17 protein-coding genes are annotated in these 22,321 nt (G+C 55.2%); 6 read left to right on the top strand and 11 right to left on the bottom strand.

All coding sequences use genetic code 11. The features are described 5' to 3' along the window. Nucleotides 1-95 precede the first annotated feature (95 nt). From atpD to ACYJL1_RS03250, 6 genes are all read right to left on the bottom strand, one after another. Nucleotides 96-1,715, bottom strand: coding sequence for a F0F1 ATP synthase subunit beta (gene atpD, locus ACYJL1_RS03275; RefSeq protein ID WP_460897015.1), 1,620 nt, complete (start codon nucleotides 1,713-1,715; stop codon nucleotides 96-98). 18 nt (nucleotides 1,716-1,733) lie between these two features. Continuing rightward, entirely contained in the window at nucleotides 1,734-2,612 is an 879-nt protein-coding gene (locus tag ACYJL1_RS03270) for a F0F1 ATP synthase subunit gamma (RefSeq protein WP_460897014.1), read from the bottom strand. A gap of 19 nt (nucleotides 2,613-2,631) precedes the next feature. Beyond that, complete coding sequence (atpA, locus tag ACYJL1_RS03265) at nucleotides 2,632-4,161, bottom strand: F0F1 ATP synthase subunit alpha (protein WP_460897013.1); 1,530 nt, start codon at nucleotides 4,159-4,161, stop codon at nucleotides 2,632-2,634. Continuing rightward, nucleotides 4,161-4,721, bottom strand: a complete 561-nt coding sequence (locus ACYJL1_RS03260; protein ID WP_460897012.1) for a F0F1 ATP synthase subunit delta — start codon at nucleotides 4,719-4,721, stop codon at nucleotides 4,161-4,163. The genes atpA and ACYJL1_RS03260 overlap by 1 nt, the downstream gene beginning before the upstream one ends. Before the next feature lie 244 nt (nucleotides 4,722-4,965). Continuing rightward, on the bottom strand, nucleotides 4,966-5,355 hold the full coding sequence (locus ACYJL1_RS03255; RefSeq protein WP_460897011.1) for an AGROH133_08824 family phage infection protein: 390 nt from the start codon (nucleotides 5,353-5,355) through the stop codon (nucleotides 4,966-4,968). 285 nt (nucleotides 5,356-5,640) lie between these two features. After that, nucleotides 5,641-7,824 carry a primosomal protein N' gene (locus ACYJL1_RS03250; RefSeq protein WP_460897010.1) on the bottom strand — a complete coding sequence of 728 codons (2,184 nt, stop codon included), beginning with the start codon at nucleotides 7,822-7,824 and terminating at the stop codon, nucleotides 5,641-5,643. 106 nt (nucleotides 7,825-7,930) lie between these two features. Here ACYJL1_RS03250 and fsa point away from each other — a divergent pair, with 106 nt between their 5' ends. Then, a complete protein-coding gene (gene fsa / locus ACYJL1_RS03245) occupies nucleotides 7,931-8,584 on the top strand; it encodes a fructose-6-phosphate aldolase (protein ID WP_460897009.1) in 654 nt (217 codons plus the stop codon). Nucleotides 8,585-8,663: 79 nt separating this feature from the next. On the opposite strand, the gene ACYJL1_RS03240 is transcribed toward fsa, so the two are convergent. From ACYJL1_RS03240 to leuS, 3 genes are read right to left on the bottom strand one after another with little or no spacing between them, the layout of a single operon-like run. Next, nucleotides 8,664-9,782, bottom strand: coding sequence for an AAA family ATPase (locus tag ACYJL1_RS03240; protein WP_460897008.1), 1,119 nt, complete (start codon nucleotides 9,780-9,782; stop codon nucleotides 8,664-8,666). A gap of 25 nt (nucleotides 9,783-9,807) precedes the next feature. Further along, complete coding sequence (locus ACYJL1_RS03235) at nucleotides 9,808-10,389, bottom strand: LPS assembly lipoprotein LptE (RefSeq protein ID WP_460897007.1); 582 nt, start codon at nucleotides 10,387-10,389, stop codon at nucleotides 9,808-9,810. Further along, nucleotides 10,376-12,994, bottom strand: coding sequence for a leucine--tRNA ligase (leuS, locus tag ACYJL1_RS03230; protein WP_460897006.1), 2,619 nt, complete (start codon nucleotides 12,992-12,994; stop codon nucleotides 10,376-10,378). The genes ACYJL1_RS03235 and leuS overlap by 14 nt, the downstream gene beginning before the upstream one ends. 278 nt (nucleotides 12,995-13,272) lie before the next feature. Here leuS and ACYJL1_RS03225 point away from each other — a divergent pair, with 278 nt between their 5' ends. Next, nucleotides 13,273-13,950, top strand: a complete 678-nt coding sequence (locus ACYJL1_RS03225) for a YggS family pyridoxal phosphate-dependent enzyme (protein WP_460897005.1) — start codon at nucleotides 13,273-13,275, stop codon at nucleotides 13,948-13,950. A 169-nt stretch (nucleotides 13,951-14,119) separates the two neighbouring features. Beyond that, nucleotides 14,120-16,072 (top strand): acetate--CoA ligase, encoded by a 1,953-nt coding sequence (gene acs / locus ACYJL1_RS03220; RefSeq protein WP_460897004.1) that lies wholly within the window; start codon nucleotides 14,120-14,122, stop codon nucleotides 16,070-16,072. 269 nt (nucleotides 16,073-16,341) lie between these two features. Here the strand turns inward: acs and ACYJL1_RS03215 are convergent, their stop codons facing one another. Next, on the bottom strand, nucleotides 16,342-17,622 hold the full coding sequence (locus ACYJL1_RS03215) for a class I SAM-dependent methyltransferase (RefSeq protein WP_460897003.1): 1,281 nt from the start codon (nucleotides 17,620-17,622) through the stop codon (nucleotides 16,342-16,344). A 557-nt stretch (nucleotides 17,623-18,179) separates the two neighbouring features. On the opposite strand from ACYJL1_RS03215, the gene ACYJL1_RS03210 reads away from it, so the two are divergent. Beyond that, the gene (locus ACYJL1_RS03210) at nucleotides 18,180-19,577 is read left to right on the top strand and encodes an MATE family efflux transporter (RefSeq protein ID WP_460897002.1); all 1,398 of its coding nucleotides are present in this window, start codon (nucleotides 18,180-18,182) and stop codon (nucleotides 19,575-19,577) included. Here the strand turns inward: ACYJL1_RS03210 and ACYJL1_RS03205 are convergent. Beyond that, nucleotides 19,574-19,819: a DUF1674 domain-containing protein gene (locus tag ACYJL1_RS03205; RefSeq protein WP_460897001.1), complete on the bottom strand. Its 246-nt coding sequence runs from the start codon at nucleotides 19,817-19,819 to the stop codon at nucleotides 19,574-19,576. The two genes, ACYJL1_RS03210 and ACYJL1_RS03205, sit on opposite strands and share 4 nt — an antisense overlap. A gap of 114 nt (nucleotides 19,820-19,933) precedes the next feature. Between ACYJL1_RS03205 and htpX the strand changes: the two genes are divergently transcribed. Both htpX and ACYJL1_RS03195 read left to right on the top strand, forming a co-directional pair. Then, a complete protein-coding gene (gene htpX / locus ACYJL1_RS03200) occupies nucleotides 19,934-20,902 on the top strand; it encodes a zinc metalloprotease HtpX (protein WP_460897000.1) in 969 nt (322 codons plus the stop codon). After that, on the top strand, nucleotides 20,899-22,272 hold the full coding sequence (locus ACYJL1_RS03195; protein ID WP_460896999.1) for an RsmB/NOP family class I SAM-dependent RNA methyltransferase: 1,374 nt from the start codon (nucleotides 20,899-20,901) through the stop codon (nucleotides 22,270-22,272). Before htpX ends, ACYJL1_RS03195 begins: the two co-directional genes overlap by 4 nt. Nucleotides 22,273-22,321 lie beyond the last annotated feature (49 nt).

Below are 22,321 nucleotides of genomic sequence, written 5' to 3'. Positions count from 1 at the left end.
AATTCAAGCAATTGCAAAACGGGGGAACGGGTCCCAATAGCAATTGCCAAGTTAGACAGAAAAGGGCGGGCCGTGGCCCGCCATCATTTCCGCAATCAGGCTGCTTCTGCTGCCAGACGCTGTGCCTTTTCGATTGCCTCATCGATCGAGCCAACCATGTAGAACGCTGCTTCCGGCAGATGATCATAATCGCCATTGCAAAGGCCTTTGAAGCCCTTGATGGTATCGGCCAGGTCGACCAGCTTGCCCGGTGAGCCGGTGAAGATTTCAGCAACGAAGAACGGCTGTGACAGGAAGCGCTCGATCTTGCGGGCGCGTGCCACGGCAATCTTGTCTTCTTCCGAAAGCTCGTCCATGCCGAGAATGGCGATGATGTCCTGAAGCGACTTGTAGCGCTGCAGAATTGACTGCACCTGACGGGCAACCTGGTAGTGTTCATCGCCAACGATGATCGGATCGAGCATGCGCGATGTTGAGTCGAGCGGATCCACAGCCGGGTAAATACCCTTTTCGGAAATCGCACGGTTCAAGTTTGTCGTCGCATCCAGATGGGCGAAGGATGTCGCAGGCGCCGGGTCGGTCAAATCGTCGGCAGGCACGTAAATTGCCTGAACCGAAGTGATCGAACCCTTGTGCGTCGTGGTGATGCGTTCCTGCATCTGGCCCATGTCGGTTGCCAGCGTTGGCTGATAACCCACAGCAGAAGGAATGCGTCCGAGCAAAGCCGACAATTCCGAACCAGCCTGCGTGAAGCGGAAAATATTATCCACGAAGAACAGAACGTCCTGGCCCTCATCACGGAAATGCTCCGCAACTGTCAGACCGGACAGAGCAACACGGGCACGTGCCCCTGGCGGCTCATTCATCTGACCATAAACAAGCGCTGCTTTGGAGCCTTCGCCGCCGCCTTCCTTGTTCACACCGGACTCGATCATTTCGTGATAGAGATCGTTACCTTCACGGGTACGTTCGCCCACACCGGCAAATACCGAGTAACCACCATGCGCCTTGGCGACGTTGTTGATCAACTCCATGATCAGAACGGTCTTGCCAACGCCAGCACCACCAAACAGACCAATCTTACCACCACGTGCATAAGGTGCGAGAAGATCGATAACCTTGATGCCGGTGACCAGAATCTGCGCTTCTGTTGACTGCTCGACATATTCAGGAGCTGGCTGGTGAATAGCGCGGGTCAGTGTCGTCTTGATTGGGCCGGCTTCATCAACTGGCTCACCAATAACGTTCATGATACGGCCAAGCGTTTCAGGTCCAACCGGAACCATGATCGCTGAACCTGTGTCATATACAACCTGACCGCGAACCAGACCTTCAGTCGAGTCCATGGCGATCGTGCGAACAGTGTTCTCGCCGAGGTGCTGTGCAACTTCCAGAACCAGACGGTTGCCAAGGTTGTCGGTTTCCAGAGCGTTGAGGATCTTTGGCAGAACGCCGCCATCGAAAGCCACGTCGACAACAGCGCCGATGACCTGGCTGACACGACCGACAACGCCGGTTGCCTTCAGTGCAGTCTTCGGTGTTGATGATGCCTTGGCAGATTTGGCTGCCGGAGCTTTCGTTGCCGCCGCCTTGACAGCTGGTGCCGCCTTGGCTTCAGCCTTCGGAGCTGCTTTCGCCGCTGCTGGCTTAGCTGCTGCCTTGGGTGCAGCTGCTTTTGCGGCTGCGGGTGTTTTCGGGGTCGCTGCTTTTGCCATCGATCCTTACCTTCGCGATTAGAGCGCTTCCGCGCCCGAAATGATTTCAATCAGTTCTTTGGTGATCTGGGCCTGACGCTGGCGGTTATACGACATTGTCAGCTTGTTGATCATGTCACCGGCATTGCGGGTTGCGTTGTCCATTGCGGACATGCGCGCACCCTGTTCCGATGCCGCGTTTTCAAGGAGAGCGCGGAAAACCTGGACAGAAATATTGCGCGGGATCAGATCGCCGAGAATGGCTGCCGGGTCCGGCTCATATTCATAGACTGCATCACCCGCTGTTTCCGGCTCGGCATCGCCAATGGCGCTGGCCGGGATCAGTTGCTGTGCAGTTGGAATCTGCGAAATCACAGACTTGAACTCGGAATAGAACAATGTGGCGACATCGAAAGCGCCTTCATTGAAAAGTCCGATGATCTTACGACCGATCTCGTCAGCATTGGTGAAACCAACCTGTTTCACTTCACGCAGATTGACGTGATCAATGATGTATTTGCCAAGATCACGGCGCAGAATATCTGCACCTTTCTTGCCAACAGTGATGATCTTCACCGTCTTGCCATCAGCAAGCAACCGGCGCGTATGTTCGCGGGCCAGCCGCGCGATTTGCGAGTTGAAACCGCCGCAAAGTCCGCGTTCTGACGTGCAGACGATCAACAGATGCACATCATCCTTGCCGGTTCCGCTCATCAGCACAGGCGCGTCATCACCATCCACATTGGAAGCAATATTGGCCAGAACCGCAGCCATACGCTGCGAGTAAGGGCGCGCGGCTTCCGCAGCTTCCTGTGCACGACGCAGCTTCGCCGCAGCGACCATCTGCATCGCCTTGGTGATTTTCTGCGTCGCCTTGACCGAGGCGATCCGGTTTCTCAGATCCTTTAACGAAGGCATCCGTTCATCCCGTCAGTGGTTACGCGAAAGACTTGGCAAAGGCATCAACTGCTGCTTTGAGCTTGCCTTTGGTGTCGTCGCTGATCTGCTTTTCTGATGCGATTGTGCTCAGAACATCCTTATGTTCCGTGCGCAGCCAGGTCAGCAGGCCCTGCTCAAACTTGCCAACCTGATTAACAGCAAGCTTGTCGAGATATCCGTTAACACCTGCGAAAATCACGGCAACCTGTTCTTCCGTCTTGAGCGGCGAGAATTGTGGCTGCTTCAAAAGCTCGGTCAGACGCGCACCGCGGTTTAGCAGGCGCTGCGTCGAAGCATCGAGATCGGAACCGAACTGCGCGAAAGCAGCCATTTCACGATACTGCGAAAGCTCACCCTTGATCGAACCGGCAACCTGCTTCATCGCTTTGATCTGCGCAGCAGAACCAACGCGGGAAACCGACAGACCAACGTTAACAGCCGGGCGGATACCCTGATAGAACAGGTTGGTTTCGAGGAAGATCTGGCCGTCGGTGATCGAGATCACGTTGGTCGGAATATAGGCAGACACGTCGTTTGCCTGCGTTTCGATGATTGGAAGGGCGGTCAGCGAACCGGCGCCATTTTCGTCATTGAGTTTTGCAGAGCGCTCCAGCAAACGGGAATGCAGATAGAAAACGTCGCCAGGATAAGCTTCGCGGCCCGGAGGACGGCGCAGCAACAGGGACATCTGACGGTAAGCAACAGCCTGCTTGGAAAGATCGTCATATGCGATCAAGGCGTGCATGCCGTTGTCACGGAAATATTCACCCATGGCGCAACCGGCAAACGGTGCCAGATACTGCATTGGTGCAGGATCCGAAGCAGTCGCAGCAACGATGATCGAATATTCAAGCGCACCGCGCTCTTCAAGGATCTTTACGAACTGGGCAACAGTTGAACGCTTCTGGCCGATAGCGACATAAACGCAGTAAAGCTTCTGGTTCTCGTCACCGGCATCATGCGCAGGCTTCTGGTTGAGGAATGTATCGAGAATAATCGCGGTCTTACCGGTCTGGCGATCGCCAATGACCAACTCGCGCTGACCACGACCAACCGGGATCAGAGCGTCAATAGCCTTGAGGCCAGTCGACATTGGCTCATGCACCGACTTGCGGGGGATAATGCCAGGGGCCTTCACGTCAACGCGCGAACGCTGCGTCGCCTTGATTGGACCCTTGCCGTCAATTGGATTGCCAAGAGCATCAACCACACGACCGAGCAATTCCTTGCCCACCGGAACGTCAACGATAGCGCCTGTGCGCTTGACCGTATCGCCTTCCTTGATGTCACGGTCGGAACCGAAAATAACGACACCAACATTGTCGCTTTCAAGGTTCAAGGCCATGCCGCGGGTTCCGTCAGGGAACTCCACCATTTCACCGGCCTGAACATTGTCCAGACCGTAAACACGGGCAATACCGTCACCGACGGACAGAACCTGACCAACTTCGGAGACTTCTGCCTCCTGGCCAAAATTCTTGATTTGATCTTTAAGGATTGCGGAAATTTCCGCGGCGCGGATGTCCATCAGCCGACCTCTTTCAGTGCAAGCTTAAGCGAAGAAAGTTTTGTGCGAAGCGAAGTGTCGATCTGGCGGGACCCCAACTTGACGATGAGACCTCCAAGGATCGACGGATCAATGGAGACATTGATTGTCACGTCCTTGCCGGCGACGCTTTTCAGCGTGGCCTTCAATTCTGTCTGTTGCGCTGCCGTCAAGGCATGCGCGGAAGTAACATCTGCCGCAACCTCACCGCGATGGGCGGTGGCGATCTGGCGGAATGACTTGATCATTGCGGGCACCGAGAACAGGCGCCGGTTCTGCGCAACGAGACGCAGAAAATTATTAACGAGACCGCCAATCTTGGCCTTGGTCAAAATGGCGGAGATCGCCTTGACCTGATCGCCGGAAGAGAAAACCGGGCTGACGATCAAACGCTTCAGTTCAGGACTGCCATCGATAAGGGCCTCGAACCTGCCGAGATCTTTCTCTACCTGCGCAACGGATTTTGCCTCCAGTGCGAGATCAAACAATGAACCCGCATAGCGCTGGGCAACACCGGAAATGAGCGACGAAGTTTCTGCCACGAACGACAAGCTCTCTGCGTTTTGGCCAAAAATCGGACGACCTGAAGGGATTTCGGGTCAAATCTTTGGCATTATTGATTTTTTTAACTTCAGAACATGACCCGGAGGCCATCTCTGACGAGATTTGATTGCCGTCTAGCATAGGAATACCGGACTCGCAACACGGGAATCCGGTAAAATACCTATCAGAATTGCCGCAACTCTGGATAATTATGAGTCGGCTATTCCACTAACGCCTTTTAGACTATGCGATAAAGCCGAAAGCAAACAGCAGCGGTCCAGCGGCAAGGGCTAGTTCAATAATAACCATTACCCAGTTGTAAATCGTGTTGCCACGGTCTGACATCATCGAGATCAGGCGGCCGAAAAGCGTAATCCCCCAGGAGACGCCAAGAGCGATCCACAGGAAGGGCTGTGAAAAGATCAAAGCGGAAAGGCCAAGTCCCAGATAGAAGCCGGCCAGAGGTCCGCGAACCGCTGAAAGAGCCTCCGGATGAGCAGGAACTGTCTGGAGCCGCAGAATCTTCAAGGCAATGCGCGGAGCAAAAAACAGGATGCAGCCGAATACCACCGTGATGGCAGCCGATAACCAGGCCATCCATTCCCCCTGACTTGCCGGCCAGTAAAGTTCCATTTCTTGCCCCTTCCTTAAACACACAATTCGCCCGCTTAATAGATCGCCTGACGTCCTCACGGACGCAAGAGGGTGATCTATCCTTTTGTTTTAGCATCGGATTATCCGAAAACCGGAATTCCACTTTTCGGTCCGATGCTCTAGCAGCACCTTCTATAGCACCGCACTAAAACTTGTCATGGAGCGGCGAAAATGGTGATTTTCGAACCCCGGAGCGAATGTACATTTGGGTACATGAGCACCGGCGTACAGAAAAGCGCCATTTGCAGCCCACCATGGCGGGTTTTATAGAAAGCTCTGCGGATCAATATCAACCTGCACCCTAATCGACCCTCTTTCTTTTGGCCCGGCGCTGAGCATGGCGCGAATAAAGCCCTGAATATCCGCCTTGCGTGTGCCGTGGATAAGCAACCGGAAACGATGGCGTCCGCGCACCAGCGCCAGCGGCGCTTCTGCCGGACCCAGAACACTAATCTGTTGCGATACAGGCGCAGCACGGCGCAAGGCTCGCGCATGCCCCTCTGCTTCTGGCCTTGTGGCAGCGGAGATAATCAATGCACCAAGTCTGCCAAACGGAGGAAGGCCAGAGCGTTCCCGCTCTTCTATCTCCCGATCATAAAATGCCTGTGCATCGCCCGAAACAATAGCCCGCATCACCGGATGGTCAGGCTGATAGGTTTGCAACAAGCCCGTACTTTTCTTGCCGGTTCGCCCGGCCCGGCCCGTTACCTGATTGAGCAATTGGAACGTTCGCTCCGCAGCGCGCGGATCGCCATTAGCGAGGCCTAGATCCGCGTCGACCACGCCGACCAGCGTCATATTGGGGAAATTGTGCCCTTTGGCGACAAGCTGCGTCCCGATCACAATATCGGCCTCGCCGCGCGCAATCGCATCAAGCTCAAGCCGCAACCTTTTGACACCCATCAAATCTGACGACAGCACGATAATTCGCGCATCAGGGAAGGTCTTTTCAGCTTCTTCAGCAATGCGCTCGACACCAGGCCCACAGGCGACAAGATGGTCGAGCGTCCCGCAGGAAGGACATGCGTCCGGCTTGGGCTCATGATGTCCGCATTGGTGACAGACAAGCTGGCCGCGAAACCTGTGTTCGACAAGCCAGCTGGAGCAACACGGACATTGGAAACGGTGGCCGCAAACTTTGCAAAGGGTCAAAGGAGCGTAACCGCGCCTATTGAGGAAGAGCAGCGATTGTTCCTTGCGCTGCAAAGTCTGGTTAACCGCTTCCACCAGCGCAGGTGACAGAAACCCGCCCGGACGCGGCGGCGATTTGCGCATGTCGATGGCGCGAAGATTGGGCATGGCAGCTTCGGCATAACGACCTGTCAGGCGGATGCGGGTATATTTGCCCTGTATCGCATTGACCTGGCTTTCAATCGATGGTGTTGCCGAGGCAAGGATCACCGGAAAATTGCCGATATGCCCTCGCACAACGGCCATGTCACGGGCATTGTAAAATACCCTGTCTTCCTGCTTGTAGGCAGCGTCATGTTCTTCATCGACGATGATCAATCCAAGATCATTGAATGGCAGAAACAGGGCTGACCGCGCGCCAGCCACAACCCGGACCTGACCCTCCATCACCTGCCGCCAGACACGCTCACGCATTTTGGGCGCCAGGTCGGAATGCCACTCTGCAGGCTTGGTACCGAAGCGATCATGAAAACGGTCAAGAAACTGCTGGGTCAGTGCGATTTCCGGCAAAAGGATCAGCACCTGTTTGCCCTGCTCGATTGCCTTTGCAAGCGCTTCGAAATAAACCTCTGTCTTGCCCGAGCCGGTTACACCATCAAGCAGAGTAACCGAAAAATCTTCATTCGATACAGCTTCCACCAGCTTGCCCGCAGCTTCGGCTTGATCACTGGAAAGAACTGCTTTCGCATAGTTGACGTCTGGTGCAGCGACAATCGGGCGCGGCGGGATCATCACCTGCTCAAACACACCCGCAGTATGAAGACCATCGATCACTGTAGCGGACACACCGGCAGCGTGGGCAAGGCCCGTGCGCGTCCAGGCCATGCCATCGTCAGCAAGCTCAAGAACACGGGCACGTGCCCCCGTCATCCGCTCCGGCTCTTTACCCGAAAAGCGCAAGCCCGGCACATGCGGCTCCGGGTCGAAAGCCGCCGGAACGCGCAGCACCATGCGCGCCACCATGCCGGGCGGCGAGATTGTATAATCGGCAGCCCATCGCATAAAGCGCATCATGCCGTCATCGACAGGCGGACAATCAAACAGTTCCGAGATTGGGCGCAATTTCTTGGCAGAAATATCCTCGGTAACATCGCTTGTGACAATGCCCGCGACCTCACGCGGTCCCAATGGCACCCGCACAATGGAGCCCGATTTTACATCCATTCCCTCCGGCACGGCATAGCTATAGGGCCGCTCTGCCGGCATAGGCACGAGCACCGGAACGATTTTTTGCGGGGTAGACGAATCTTCACTCATATGTGCGTGACCTTGACGCGGCTTTGGTCTAAAGAAAAGCCACTTTCCGGAGATATATCCCATCTCCTGTTCCAGACCAGCTGTCATATTAGGAAGGAATGCCCCAATGAAGTTCTTTGTCGATACTGCCGATGTTAAGGAAATCCGCGAGCTTAACGACCTTGGACTGGTCGATGGCGTTACGACGAACCCTTCGCTCATTCTCAAATCCGGCCGCAGCATTCTCGAAGTCACCAAGGAAATCTGCAGCATCGTCAAGGGCCCGGTTTCAGCAGAAGTCGCTGCCGTGGAATACGAGCAGATGATGAAGGAAGCCGCGGTTCTTGCCAAGATTGCTGACAATATCTGCATCAAGGTTCCGCTGACCCTTGACGGATTGCGTGCCTGCAAGGCGCTTCGCTCCGACGGTCATCTCGTCAATGTCACCTTGTGCTTCTCCGCCAATCAGGCGCTTCTTGCCGCCAAAGCCGGTGCAAGCTTCATCTCACCCTTCATCGGCCGTATTGATGATATCGGCGTTGACGGTATGGAGCTGATCTCTGAAATCCGCACCATCTATGACAATTACGATTTTCCAACCGAAATTCTTGCTGCGTCAGTCCGCACGGTCAACCATGTCAAGAGCGCAGCTTTGATCGGCGCTGATGTTGTCACTGCCCCGCCTGCCACTTTGAAGGCGCTGGTCAAGCACCCGCTGACAGATAAGGGCCTTGAGACATTCCTTGCCGATTGGGCAAAGACAGGCCAATCCATCGCTTGATTCGATCTGATAACTCAATTGAAAAAACGCCCGCCTTGATTGATCAAGGCGGGCGTTTTCGTCTCGTTTACATTGCCTCTCAATCATCGAACTGGCCAGTAAGGCCCAGTCCCTCTATTGCTGTTGCACCGTCTTTGCGGATCACTGTCATTGAACGCACGCCTGTCCGGGCGGTGATTTCCTCAGCAAGTATCTGTGAATGGGTTACGATCCACACTTGCGTGCGTGCGGCGGCCTGCGCGATCATTTCGGCCAATGCTGGAAGCATTGAGGGATGCAGACTGGTTTCTGGCTCATTCAATGCAATCAAACCTGGAAGGCGATAGGACATAAGGGCTCCAGCCAGCGCAAGAAACCTTATTTGCCCGTCGGATAGTTCTTCCGGACGGAAAATACGTTGCGGAAACTCCGGCAAGCGCAATCCGAATGTAGCCGTTTCGCCCGGTAAGGGTACATCCAGAATGGCACCGCCAAGTGCATCGGCAATACAGCGGTCAAGATCAGCCTTATCTTCGCGAATATGCGCCAATGTTGCAAAGACTGCCGCCAGATTACGTCCGTCCTCGTCAAGCATCGGTGCGGTGATAGCCAATGACGGCTGACGGATCGGTGATTCCCTGTCTGTTCGAAAACCATGATAAAAGCGCCAGCCCATTACCGTAGCTCGCAGGTCACCTACTTCAGGATACCGGCCTGAAGTTCCAAGGATAGCCAAGGCAGTCTCGGAATTGAGAAGCTTGAGCGGATATTGCGTACGCCTTCCTGCATCGTCTCGAACTGAAACAGCCGGTCCCTTGCGCTCCATCATATCCACCGGACGACCGCTGTTGATAGAAAGTCCCTCTTCCTTGATCTGAGGCTCGAAGGCAAAACCTGCAGCCGCTGGCGGGCGCAAGCCCAGCTCTACCCTGTAATCGGCACGTATGGCCGTGTCATCGGCTTCAAAACACGCATGGAAGCCCATCCGAACCGGACCGGCTTTGCGTTTTCCACTCCACAGGGCTGACTGCATGCCACCTTCGCGCGCAATCTCGTAAGAGAGCGATCCCTCAGCAGCCGACTTTATTAGCTGCATTGAGCGATAGAGGTTAGATTTGCCAACGCCGTTCTCACCAACGAACAGCGCAAGCTGGCCTATATCGAGACGTATCGAGCGAAGCGACCGATAACCCGTCGCAAAGAGTGAAGTCAGGCGCACAAATTGCCCCCGTCGTGATCATCCATCAGAACTTGGAAAGGTCCTGCGCGACACTCAGGTTCAACGCCTCGGCAAGTTCACGCGCGGCACGATTATTCGCGTCGCGCGCTGCCCGAGTGGCCGCAAAACGCTGTCTCGGCGAATCATAGTTCGACGTCACAATCCGTGTTCCCTTGCCGACGACCTGCCCGTCCGAAGTTCGCGTCAGGACGTAAGTGCCGGTCATACGGATCAAACCTGCTGTCGGCTGACCTGATTTATCGTTGGTTGCATTCTGGATAAGCGCCAGAGACAGATTCTTCGAGCTCACACCGAGCCGCAGTGAATATGCAGGGCTTGCTGGCTGGCCCGCGCCTCCCGCAAAAAGGAAGATCATATGGTTACGCACTTCCTGCGTAACGCGGTCGCCAGGCTGGTTGATGGAAACACTCGCCAGCTTGGAGCGCAGGCTGCCATTGACACCAACGCTGGTGCCGACAGCAGGCGCGGCATCCGAATAAAGCGGCCGCACTTGGCAACCGCTTGCAACCAACGCCAGCCCTACAACGCATAAGGACAACAAACGCTTGGAGCCAAAGCCCTGCATCCAACGATCAGACAACGACATTGATGATCCTCTGCGGTACAATGATGACTTTCTTCGGCGAATTGCCATTCAACGCTGCCTGCACAAAATCAAGCGCAAGCACGGCCTTTTCGACCGTCAATTGATCCGCATCGCGGGCAATTGTCAAATCCCCGCGCTTCTTTCCGTTGATCTGCACAGGCATTGTAACATCGTTCTCGACAATCAATGCCGGATCGAACTGCGGCCATGAGCGGTGCGCAATCAAATCTTGCCCACCCAGCGTTTTCCAGCATTCTTCAGCCAAATGCGGCATCATCGGCGCAATCATCGAAAGCAACATTTCCGTGGCCTGCCGGCAAGCACCGGTCAAGGCTGCATCTGCCTTGCCTGTCGCAATCTTCTGCAAGGGTCCGGCCAACAGGTTCACCAGTTCATAGAGACGCGCCACGGCCTTGTTGAAGCCCAACTTCTCCAGATCTTCGCCGACCAGCTTGACCGTACGATGTGCCGCCTTGGAAATCTGCAAAGCATCGCCATCTGTCGCCGCGACTGGCACCACACCGCGCAGGCCCTCTGCCGCTTCGGATATCAGACGCCATACACGCTGCACAAAGCGGTGCGCACCTTCCGCGCCCGCTTCAGTCCAGATCACATCGCGTTCGGGTGGCGAATCGGACAGCATGAACCAGCGGGCAGTATCGGCACCATAGGAAGCAATAATATCGTCCGGATCGACGACATTCTTTTTCGACTTCGACATCTTCTCGATCGAGCCGATTTCGACCTCCTCGCCAGTTGCGATCAAAACCGCACGGCGCTTCCCGTCGGTTTCTTCCAGCCGCACCTCTGCCGGAGTGACCCATCCATCCTTGCCGTTATAGGTCTCGTGCACGACCATGCCTTGGGTAAACAGGCCTTTGAAAGGCTCGCTGATATCCAGATGACCGGCCACTTTCATCGCCCGCGTAAAGAAGCGCGAATAGAGCAGATGCAGGATGGCATGTTCAATGCCACCAATATACTGATCGACCGGCAACCAATGATTGGCGATTTTAGGATTGGTCGGCTCGTTTTCCCATGGCGCCGTAAAGCGCGCGAAATACCACGACGAGTCAACGAATGTATCCATCGTGTCGGTTTCGCGCCGCGCAGCCTTGCCGCAATTCGGGCAGTCGACGTGACGCCAGGTCGCATGACGGTCCAGCGGATTGCCGGGACGGTCAAATTCCACATCGTCCGGCAGCTTCACCGGCAAATCGGCCTTGGGCACCGGCACCACACCGCAATCGTCGCAGTGAATCATTGGAATCGGGCAACCCCAATAACGCTGGCGTGAAATACCCCAGTCGCGCAGACGGAAATTGACCTTGCGTTCGCCTTGCGGGCGATTGCCGATTGTCTGATTTTCCAGCTTCTTTGCCACCTCATCGAACGCTTCGGCAGGCGTCAATCCATCGAGAAAGCGTGAATTGATCATCACGCCATCATCGACATAGGCTGTCTCTGTTACCTGGAAGGTCGCGGCATTCGCGTCCTTCGGCATAACAACCGGCACAACCGGCAAGCCATATTTATTGGCAAAATCCAGATCGCGTTGATCGCCGGAAGGGCAGCCGAAAATTGCGCCTGTGCCATAGTCCATCAAGACAAAGTTGGCGACATAGACAGGCAAAGTCCAGCTCGCATCCAGCGGGTGGACGACACGCAGACCCGTATCGAAACCCTTCTTCTCAGCCGTTTCCAGAGCAGCAACGGAGGTTCCAGCACGCCGGCATTCCTCGTTGAATTCCGCCAGCGCAGCATTGTGCTCGGCAGCTTTCTTTGCCAGCGGATGATCCGCAGCAATAGCGATAAACGAGGCACCGAAAAGCGTATCGGGGCGGGTCGTATAAACTTCGATCTCGTTTGCCTCAGACGTGGCGGATTTCTCATCCAGCGCCCAGCGGATCAGCATTCCTTCAGATTTGCCGATCCAGTTGCGCTGCATCAGGCGCACCTTGTCCGGCCACTGGTCCAACCCATCCAGCGCGCTCAGCAGTTCTTCGTTGAAATCGGTGATCTTGAAAAACCATTGCGTCAGTTCACGTTGCTCAACCAGAGCACCGGAACGCCAGCCGCGCCCGTCAATGACCTGCTCATTGGCAAGAACGGTCATATCCTCCGGGTCCCAATTGACCTTGGAGGATTTGCGCGTCACCAGCCCCTTCTCGACGAAATCGAGAAACAGCATCTGCTGACGGTGATAATATTCGACATCGCATGTTGCGAACTCGCGCGACCAGTCGAGCGACAGACCCATGGACTTGAGCTGTGTGCGCATCGAATCGATGTTCTGATAGGTCCAGGTTTTCGGATGAACCTTGTTCTGCATGGCCGCATTTTCCGCAGGCATACCAAAGGCATCCCAGCCCATCGGGTGCAGAACATTGAACCCTTTGGCTCGCTTATAGCGCGCCACAACATCGCCCATGGCATAGTTGCGCACATGGCCCATGTGGATACGCCCCGACGGATAGGGGAACATTTCGAGCACATAATAGGGATCGCGCGGATCATCATTGCTGGTTTCAAAAAGCTTGGCATCGTCCCAAACTTTCTGCCAATGTTTTTCTGCCACACGGGGGTTGTAACGTTCGGTTGCCATGAACGGAATTCTCTTGCAAAGGATACTGGATTAGGGTGCATCGAAGTTCAGGTCAGGGTGAGCCGAAAATGGTCGTTTTCGAGAACCGGAACGGAGTGAACTTTGGTTCATGAGTACCGGAAGCAAAGAAAAATGCCATTTGCAGGCCACCATGGCGTGAATCTCGCACACCCTAGTTGGCCGGACCTTCACCACGTATTGGGTGAACCGTCAACCACTTGAGACTTTCGGGCGGGCGAAAACCGGCTCGAACCGTATAAATAGGAACAAAACCTGCCATGTCGACTGCTGTAGATCAACTTTTCTCCGTGCGCGCTGCAATTGGCAAAGCGTCTATCGAGGCCGGGCGCAAACTGGATTCGGTTGTGCTGGTCGCAGTTTCCAAGACGTTCGACGCCGATGAAATCCGCCCCGTATTGGAGGCCGGACAACGCATATTTGGCGAAAACCGCGTTCAGGAAGCACAAGGCAAATGGCCAGCGCTTCGCGCCGAATTCCCCGACCTTGAACTGCACCTCATCGGACCGCTGCAATCCAACAAATGTGAGGATGCTGTTGCACTGTTCGATGTGATCGAGACCGTCGACCGCGAGAAGATCGCAGCCGCACTCGCGGCCGAAATGAAAAAGCAGAACCGCTTCCCAAAACTCTATGTTCAGGTCAATACCGGCTCTGAACCGCAAAAAGCCGGTATCGAACCTAAAGAGGCTGTCGCTTTTGTGCAGCGGTGCCGTGATGTGCACGGCCTTGCGATTGAAGGCTTGATGTGTATTCCTCCTGCTGATGAAAATCCCGGGCCCCATTTTGCTCTGCTGCGCAAGATCGCGGGAGAGGCACAGGTGGAAAAGCTCTCCATGGGAATGTCCGGCGATTATGAAGTTGCCATAGGTTTTGGCGCGACTTCCGTGCGCGTCGGCTCGGCAATCTTCGGTGGGCGTCCCTTGCCGGCAAAGTAGCTATGCTCACACAAACATGGCCCATTGTCGCATATCTGCGACGGAACGCCTTTGCCAGATATCATTTGCTGTATTTACGCAGCGATTTGCATGGTGATAATAAAATCAAATACCTTCCTCCGGGAAGGATTCCGGGTGGAGGCCCGCAAGATCAGTTTGGAGGAAATGAATGTCCGAGAAGGTATATCCCGTGCTGGCCAGCGCGAAGAAGAACGCGCTTATCGACAATGATACCTATCTCAGCTGGTACAAGCAGAGCGTCAAGGATCCGGAGAAATTCTGGGGCAAGCACGGCAAGCGTATCGACTGGTTCAAGCCCTACACCAAGGTAAAGAACACCTCATTCACCGGTAAGGTTTCCATCAAATGGTTTGAGGATGGCGTTACCAATGTTGCCTATAATTGCATTGACCGCCACCTGAAAAAGCGTGGCGATCAGGTTGCGATCATCTGGGAAGGCGACAATCCCTATCTCGACAAAAAGATCACCTATAACGAACTTTACGATCAGGTCTGCCGCCTTGCCAATGTGATGAAAAAGCATGGCGTCAAGAAGGGAGACCGCGTAACCATCTACATGCCGATGATCCCTGAAGCATCCTATGCGATGCTGGCCTGTGCCCGTATCGGCGCTGTTCATTCCGTGGTCTTTGGCGGCTTTTCGCCTGACGCTCTGGCCGGACGCATCATCGATTGTGAATCGACTTTTGTGATTACCGCCGATGAGGGTATGCGCGGCGGCAAGCCTATCCCGCTCAAGGACAATACGGACAAAGCGATCGACATAGCCGCCAAGCACCACGTCATGGTCAGGAACGTCCTGGTCGTCCGCCGCACCGGTGGCAAGACCACTTGGGCAACCAGCCGCGATCTTTGGTATCATGAAGAAATCGCGTCGGTTAAGGGCGACTGCAAGCCGGAAAAGATGAAGGCGGAAGATCCGCTTTTCATTCTTTATACGTCGGGCTCGACGGGCAAGCCGAAAGGCGTTCTCCACACCACAGGCGGCTATCTCGTCTATGCGTCCATGACGCATGAATATGTCTTTGATTACCACGAGGGCGATATTTACTGGTGCACCGCCGATGTGGGCTGGGTTACGGGCCATTCCTATATCGTCTACGGTCCGCTCGCCAATGGCGCGACCACCCTCATGTTCGAAGGTGTTCCAAACTACCCTTCCGTATCGCGCTTCTGGGAAGTCATCGACAAGCACAAGGTCAACATCTTCTACACAGCACCCACTGCGCTGCGTGCTTTGATGGGCGCGGGCGACGCGCCGGTCAAGAAGACCTCGCGCAAATCCCTGCGCATTCTGGGCTCCGTCGGCGAGCCGATCAACCCGGAAGCATGGGAATGGTATTATCAGGTCGTCGGCGACAAGCGCTCGCCCATCGTCGATACCTGGTGGCAGACAGAAACCGGCGGCATTCTGATCACGCCACTCCCCGGTGCGACTGCTTTGAAACCCGGCTCCGCAACACGTCCTTTCTTCGGCGTACAACCACAGCTCGTCGATAATGAGGGTGGTGTCATTGAGGGAGCGGCAGACGGTAATCTTTGCATCACCGACTCTTGGCCCGGCCAGATGCGCACGGTCTATGGCGACCACAAGCGTTTTATCGAGACATACTTCTCCACCTATAAGGGCAAGTATTTTACCGGCGACGGCTGCCGCCGCGACAAGGATGGCTATTACTGGATTACTGGTCGTGTGGATGATGTTCTCAACGTATCCGGCCACCGCATGGGCACGGCAGAGGTTGAGTCGGCACTGGTTTCGCACGACACTGTTTCGGAAGCCGCTGTCGTTGGTTATCCGCACGATCTGAAGGGCCAGGGCATCTACTGCTATGTCACCCTTATGGCTGGCCTCGAGGGTTCCGATGCATTGCGCAAGGAACTTGTCACTCATGTGCGCAAGGAAATCGGCCCTATCGCTTCGCCGGACAAGATCCAGTTTGCACCGGGTCTGCCCAAAACACGTTCCGGCAAGATCATGCGCCGTATTCTGCGCAAGATCGCGGAAGATGATTTTGGTTCACTTGGCGATACATCGACACTCGCTGATCCAGCGGTTGTCGATGATCTGATTGCCAATCGCCAGAACAAGAAGGGCTAAGCTTTCCTCTCTAGCAACATCATGGTGTGGCTCGCTCTGGGCCAGCTAGCGGTGACCTCAATGCGTGGTTCGACGGGGCTCACCATGAGGGAGGCGGTGTTTGGCAGGGAAATAGTTTTGAGATGTTGCAAGTAAATCTTGCAATACAATACCTTTCCTCATGGTGAGCCCCGTCGAACCACGCATTGTGCGATCTGCGGCTAAATTAGCTGTTCAATCCTCTGAACCGGCCCGGTCGAAGGGCGAGCCACGCACAATAAGGCTACCTTCTACCTATACAAATCGGCTCGCGTCTGCGGCACAGCCGATATCCCGCGCTTGCGTCTGGATGCCAATGTCTGGTTGATCTGCACGGTGCCGCGTTCGAAAGCCAATGCGCAGCCGGTCAGGTAAAGCAGCCAGAGCCTTGCTTTTGGCGCGCCGACTTCGGCAATTGCTTCATCAAAGCGGGCATGCAGCCGATCAGCCCAGATGCGGCAAGTCTTGCCGTAATGTTCGCGCAGATTTTCCGCATCATGCACCTCAAAGCCATGGCCTTCGAGGTTCTCAACCGTCATGCCCAGATGATCAAGCTCACCACCCGGGAAAATATACTTCACCAGCGCCAGATGCTCAGCGCTCTTGCGGCCGAAGGCCTTTTTGTTGCGCTTCATGCGGCGGGTAATTGCGTGATGCAGATAAAGCCCGCCGGGTTTCAGCAGCTTGTGCACGCTCGAATAATACGTGTCGTAATGCGCGATGCCGACCGCTTCAAACATGCCGATGGAAGATATTTTGTCGAAGCGCATCTGCGGGTCTTTAGCCAACTCCTCATAGGATTTGACGTGGATGGCAATCTTGTCCTCAAGGCCTTCCGCCTTTATGCGTTCACGCGCCAGTGCTGTCTGCGCTTCCGACAGGGAAACGCCTGTGCCGGTGACACCATAATGTTTGGCAGCATAGATAAGCATCGCGCCCCAGCCGCAGCCGATATCCAGCAGCCTTTCGCCGGGCTCCAAGCGCAGCTTTCGGCAAATCAGCTCCAACTTGTCGGCCTGTGCCTGATCGATCGTATTGTTCCAGTCGGTGAAATAGGCGCAGGTGTAAACCATGCGATCGTCGAGAAAGAGCTGGTAGAACGCGTTCGACACATCATAGTGATGTGTAATTGCCTCTTTGTTCGAGCCACTCACATAGGGGTTTTTGCCACCAAGGCCCGATGATCCACTCTTGCCGCCAATCAAAAGCAGCGCGGGAATGTCCTTCAGCAATTGCCATTTCGGCAGCGCCTTGATCTTCTGTTTCAGCTTGCCCTTTGGCCCGCGCTCCACAAGATCGAACAGCGTGCCATTCTTGACGTCGATCTGGCCGGACACCCACAGCTCGACAATGGAACCAATATTTGGCTTAAGTGCCAGTTGGCGAACAGTCATCGGGTCATTGATGACCAGCACAGGCCCATCAGTAATATCGCCTATACGGGTGCCATCCCACAATTCGACCGAAAATTGCGGCTCGATCAAGTCAATCACGGTGCGGATAATTCGCGCTGCCCGGTGCTCAGCTGCCATTTCTTGCCTCCAGGCACTGGGATCAGTGCTTGCATAAATACGAAACTTGATTTGCTCTAAGCAGGTTTCCCGGAACTGTCCAACAGTTTTCCTGCAAAGAAAAGCTCGCCAAGCCCATTTGCAGGCAGTCCGGCGCGCAAGACTGATTTATCTCTTGAAATTTGCCGAAGACCACCCCATTCTCTTCATGTGTTCAACGAACGTAAAGGAGGTGATCCGATGTCTAGTGATTTCGATATGTGCCACAAGGCGTCTGATGCTACTCTGCGGAGATCATCTCTCCGTTGAAACAGCAGCCCGGTCGCGACCGGGTATAGGGCCTTAGGCCAGACGGAATTGCGGGCCATCCTTAAAGGGTGGCCCTTTCCTTTTGGGTCTGTTGCAGGCGATGCTTATAGCACAGGTTTGTTGACGTGGGCCTTCTCCTGTCAGGCGACACCAACCCGCAATTGCATTGGAAGTGTTTTGCTTCCTTCTCGGAATAATGATACCACCTGATTTGCCTCAAAACGGTGCATTTTGCCTTTTAAAAAGGCACCCCTCTGAAAGACTGAACAATGTCGGTGGTTATAGCTCAAAATGCCGTGTCGCAGCGCGCATGGCGTGATGAAATCGTGGCGATGCTCACTTTGAGCTGGCCTATCATCCTGACCAATGTGGCACAGGTTGCGATGACCGCTACCGATGTGATGATGCTTGGCTGGCTGGGTTCTCACGCACTGGCAGCGGGTGCGCTTGGCACAAACCTCTATTATGTTCCGATGATCTTCGGTCTGGGCCTGATGACGGCAACGACGCCGATGATTGCACGCGAACTGGGGCGTAACCGCTTCACTGTACGCGAAGTCCGCCGCACTGTGCGCCAGGGGTTATGGATCGGTGTGACCATTTCCATACCGATCTGGATTGTCTTGTGGAACGCAACCCCCATTCTTCTGGCAATGGGACAGGATGCGGATCTGGCGCGGGAAGCCGGCACTTATGTGCACGCCATGCAATGGGCCGTGCTGCCCTTCTATTTCTATATTGTACTACGCTCGTTCATGGCCGCCTTGGAGCGTCCCGGCTGGGCACTGGCCATCGCCTTTCTGGCGGTCGGCTTTAACGGGCTGGCAAACTATGCCTTGATTTTCGGCAACTTCGGATTTCCGAAGATGGGTATTGTCGGCTCAGGAATAGCCACCACACTCTCTTCGGCCCTGCTGTTTTTGGGTCTGGTGGTGGTCATAGCGCTTGACCGCCGGTTCCGGCGCTATCGCCTTTTTGGCCGCTTCTGGCGCGCCGACTGGCCGCGCTATGGACAATTGATGCGGCTGGGTCTGCCAATCGCCGCGATCCTGAGCTTTGAAGTCACCATCTTCAATGCAGCAGCATTCCTCATGGGTATTATCGGACCAAGTTCACTTGCTGCTCATGCCATCGCCATACAGATCGCATCCATCAGCTTCATGGTTCCGCTTGGCTTTGGGCAAGCCGCCACTGTGCGTGTCGGACGCGCCTATGGCGCGCAGGATTCTGACGGGATAAAACGGGCCGGCTGGGTCGCCTTCACAGCAGGCACAGGCTTCATGGCACTTACCGCCTTGCTGATGATACTTGCACCTTTGCAACTCATCCGCGCCTTCATCGATATCCATAATCCGGCCAACGCCGAAGTCATTGGTTTGGCCATATCGTTTTTGGCTCTGGCTGCCCTGTTCCAGATTTTCGATGGTGCTCAGGCAGTTGCCAGCGGCATGCTGCGCGGACTGCATGATACGACCATTCCGATGGTCTATGCGGCCATCGCCTATTGGGGCGTTGGTCTGCCCCTCTCCGTGGTGCTTGCTTTCTGGCTGGATATGCAGGGCGTCGGAATCTGGATCGGCCTGTTGAGTGGTTTGGCCGCCGCATCACTGTTGTTGCTTAGTCGTTGGCTAAGGCGAGAGAAGCTCGGGATCGAGATCATACGTTAAAAGTCGATTGTACGGCCTTTGATCTCCCAGTCCCCGAAACGTGCAGGGTCCTTGCCACCCCGTCCACCGATCTCGCGGGGCTGATCGGCGGCGGCTTTTTCCGCCGCATGTCGTGCTTCAGCTTCTTTTAATGCCCGTTGCGCCGCGGGCGGCAGCTGGTCAAAACTTGGGCGCGGGCGCTGATCATCATTGTCGGCCTGCGGCTGTGTCGATGACTGTTCACCGGAATTGGATGGGGTCATGTTATACTCATTCCGAATATACTGATCATTGAAGCTTGCGATGCGAAACCCCATCATATAGCGGAATAAACGCACTAAAGGAACAAACTTGGCTAATATAGAGAGACTTCTTCCATGAACGTAATGCGCACGGGAATGCTGCTCGCCTTCATGACAGCCCTCTTCATGGGCGTCGGGTTTCTCATCGGTGGAACCAGCGGCATGATGATTGCTTTTGTCGTCGCAGCGGGCATGAACCTTTTCAGTTACTGGAATTCAGACAAAATGGTGCTGAAAATGCATCATGCCGTCGAGGTCAATGAAGCGAATGCGCCCGAGTATTACGGCATCGTGCGCGATCTCGCGGCCAATGCCAATCTGCCCATGCCCAAAGTCTACCTGATCCAGAATGCGCAACCCAATGCCTTCGCAACCGGGCGCAATCCGGAAAACGCTGCTGTCGCAGCCAGCACCGGCCTCTTGCAAGCTCTGACCCCGCAGGAGGTCGCCGCGGTCATGGCACATGAGCTTGCCCACGTCGAACATCGCGACACGCTGATCATGACCATCACTGCCACGCTCGCCGGCGCCATTTCCATGCTTGGCAATTTTGCCATGTTCTTTGGCGGCAGTCGTCAGAACAATAATCCCATCGGCTTCATCGGCATTATTGTTGCCATGATCGTTGCGCCTTTTGCGGCAATGATCGTTCAGATGGCTATCAGCCGGACCCGCGAGTATGCGGCTGACCGGCGCGGCGCGCAGATTTGCGGCAACCCGCTCTGGCTCGCTTCCGCACTGAACAAGATTGCGCGCGGCGCAAAACAGATCGTCAATGAGGATGCCGAGCGCAATCCTGCCTCTGCGCCCTTGTTCATCATCAACCCCTTGAGTGGTCGTGGCGCGGACAATCTGTTCTCGACGCATCCAGCCACTGAAAATCGCATAGCAGCACTGGAGGCCATGGTGCAGGAATTTCGTCAGGCTCAACCAGCACCGCAGCAGGGCCGTCCGGTTCAAGCACCAGCGGAGGAAGAAATTCAGGACGACCGCCCTTCACCCTGGGGCCGCAATGGCGGTGGGCGTAAAGGGCCATGGGCATGAGTGTGGAGCACGGTACGAAACGCCCATTCGGTAAAAAGCCTAAAGATTATATCGACGCAGAAGACCGCCCGGGTCTTGCGGCACGGCAATGCGCAACGCGGCTCCTTGGAGCGGTTATCGAAAAACATACATCGCTTGATGGGCTGACCGATAATAATAATGGCCATCCGCAATATATAGAGCTGGAAGATCGCGACCGCTCGCTTGTGCGCGCCATCCTCGGCGCTGCCTTGCGTAATCGCGGCACGATTGAAACAGCCATCGGCCAGATGATCGACCGGCCACTGCCGGAAAATGCCGTTGCCCTGAAGCACCTCCTTCATGTCGCAGCTGCACAAATCCTTTATCTGGATGTTCCAGATCGCGCGGCTGTCGATCTTGCTGTGACGGCTGCCAATAATGACCCGCGCAATCGCCGCTTTGCCTCAATGGTCAATGCTGTGCTTCGCCGCCTCTCCCGCGAGAAAGACACGTTCAAGGCTGGTGCCAGCAATGTGCCGGAGTGGTTTGAGCAAACGTTGATTTCTGCCTATGGCAAAGACAAGGCGAAAGCCATTCTCGACATTCAGGCGAAAGAGCCGCCTATCGACCTGACGGTTAAAGGCGACCCGGCTGAGTGGGCGGAAAAGCTGGGCGGCATTGCCCTGCCAACAGGTTCCGTACGGCTTGGCACGGTAGAAGGTTCGCTGACCGAACTTCCCGGCTTTACTGAGGGTGAATGGTGGGTGCAGGATACCGCTGCCAGCCTTCCGGCCAAGCTTTTTGGCGACATTAAAGGTCAAAGGGTTGCTGATCTGTGCGCCGCTCCCGGCGGCAAGACAGCGCAATTGGCCCATGCTGGAGCGAAAGTTACAGCCCTCGATCTTTCTGCCAACCGACTGAAGCGTCTGCGCGGCAATCTTGAACGTTTGGGCTTGATAGCTGAAACCGTTGAAGCCAATCTGTCCGCCTATAATCCCGCAGAACCCTTCGACGCCGTGCTGCTTGATGCTCCCTGTTCCTCGACAGGAACCGTGCGCAGGCATCCCGACGTGCCTTGGACGAAAACACCTGAAGATGTCCGCAAGCTTGCCAATCTTCAGGCGAGACTGCTCGACCATGCGGTGACCATTGTTCGTCCGGGCGGAATTGTCGTGTTTTCCAATTGCTCACTTGATCCTTTGGAAGGTGAAAACGTTTCCCGCGATCTTCTTGCAAAGAACCCCGCCATTGAACTCGTGCCCGTAACGAAAGATGAGGTCGGCGGCCTTGCCGAACTGATCACACAGGAAGGGTTCGTCCGCTCGACGCCAGCAGACTTGTCTCACGAAAATCCGGCTCTTTCCGGTATGGACGGCTTCTTTGCAGCGCGTTTCCGCCGAAAATACTAAAATTTTAACTGTTCAGGCTGCATAATCGCTGACTGTCGGCAATTTGAAG

The sequence above is a fragment of the Phyllobacterium sp. K27 genome (genome assembly GCF_054796155.1).
The sequence above is the reverse complement of the archived record's forward strand: the minus strand, read 5'-3'. Positions and strand labels throughout refer to the sequence as shown.